Origin of the sequence: Microbacterium sp. B24, assembly GCF_000333415.1 — a bacterium.
Classification (GTDB): domain Bacteria; phylum Actinomycetota; class Actinomycetes; order Actinomycetales; family Microbacteriaceae; genus Microbacterium.
This window is the reverse complement of sequence record NZ_BADB01000287.1, coordinates 1-900: the sequence shown is the minus strand read 5'-3', so window position 1 is coordinate 900 and position 900 is coordinate 1. Positions and strand designations below refer to the sequence as shown.

1 protein-coding gene and 1 other RNA gene are annotated in these 900 nt (G+C 66.0%); one reads left to right on the top strand and one right to left on the bottom strand.

From position 1 onward, the window contains the following. On the bottom strand, positions 1–410 hold a 410-nt coding region (locus I5I_RS07440; RefSeq protein ID WP_036318186.1), incomplete at its 3' end, for an SIMPL domain-containing protein. Between the two features lie 100 nt (positions 411–510). Between I5I_RS07440 and ssrA the strand changes: the two genes are divergently transcribed. After that, positions 511–880: a transfer-messenger RNA gene (ssrA, locus tag I5I_RS16360) on the top strand. The last annotated feature ends 20 nt before the right edge of the window (positions 881–900 follow it).

Genomic DNA, 900 nt, shown 5'->3' with positions numbered 1-900 from the left:
TCGCGCTCGACACGCGCGCGCGTCTCGGGCGTGAGCTGCCACTCCACAGCTCCCACCTGTAGCCCGTCGGTTCCGGCGATCTCATTGACCCAGTCCGACAGGGCAACCGTGTCGGTGAAGGTCGCGGTCAGCTCCACCGACGCGTGATGGACGAGGTCCAGCTGGCGGCCCTCGTTGTTCCACGGCCGGTCGGCCCACACCGACATGCGTTGACTCGACCAGTCCGAGATCGTGCCCGCCGTTGCGAGCGTGGCGAGGTGGGTGCGGACCGGCTCCGAGAGGCCGGCGACCCGCGAGACGACGGCGGCGCGGTCGGGTCCGTCGGCGGATGCCGTCACGTGTGCAACGGCGCGCTCGGGCAGCACTCGGGTGTGGCTCTCGCCGCGGACGGTGATCGTGACCTCGCTCATGGGGTAAACTGTAATGCTCGGGTGCCGACGGCAACCGAGAGACAACTCCACAGCGTGACAGTGGCTCATTCGCCGCACGGCACGTCGCCGTGACGCACACGGGGCTGATCGGTTTCGACAGCGTCTGTGAATCTGCGAGAAGCGGGCCGAGGATGCAGGGTTATCTCGTTAACGATCTCTGCGAACCTATAAGTGCCGAATCCAAGCGCACTGACTTCGCCCTCGCTGCCTAAGCGAGCCCGATAGTCCGTCAGACCGTGTGTGACCCCGCCACGGACCCTGGCGTCATCTAGGGGTCTTGCTGCGTGACGGCGCCTGGACGTCACGCGGGACTCTTCCCAGGCTGGGCTCGTCGACTTAGGTGTCTGTGACAAAGGTCGGAGTCGAGCAGAACGTCTTCACAGACTGCGCCCGGAGAAGACGCAGTATCCCAGCGTTGGACGGGGGTTCGATTCCCCCCAGCTCCACGACGCCACTGTCACCGGCGAAG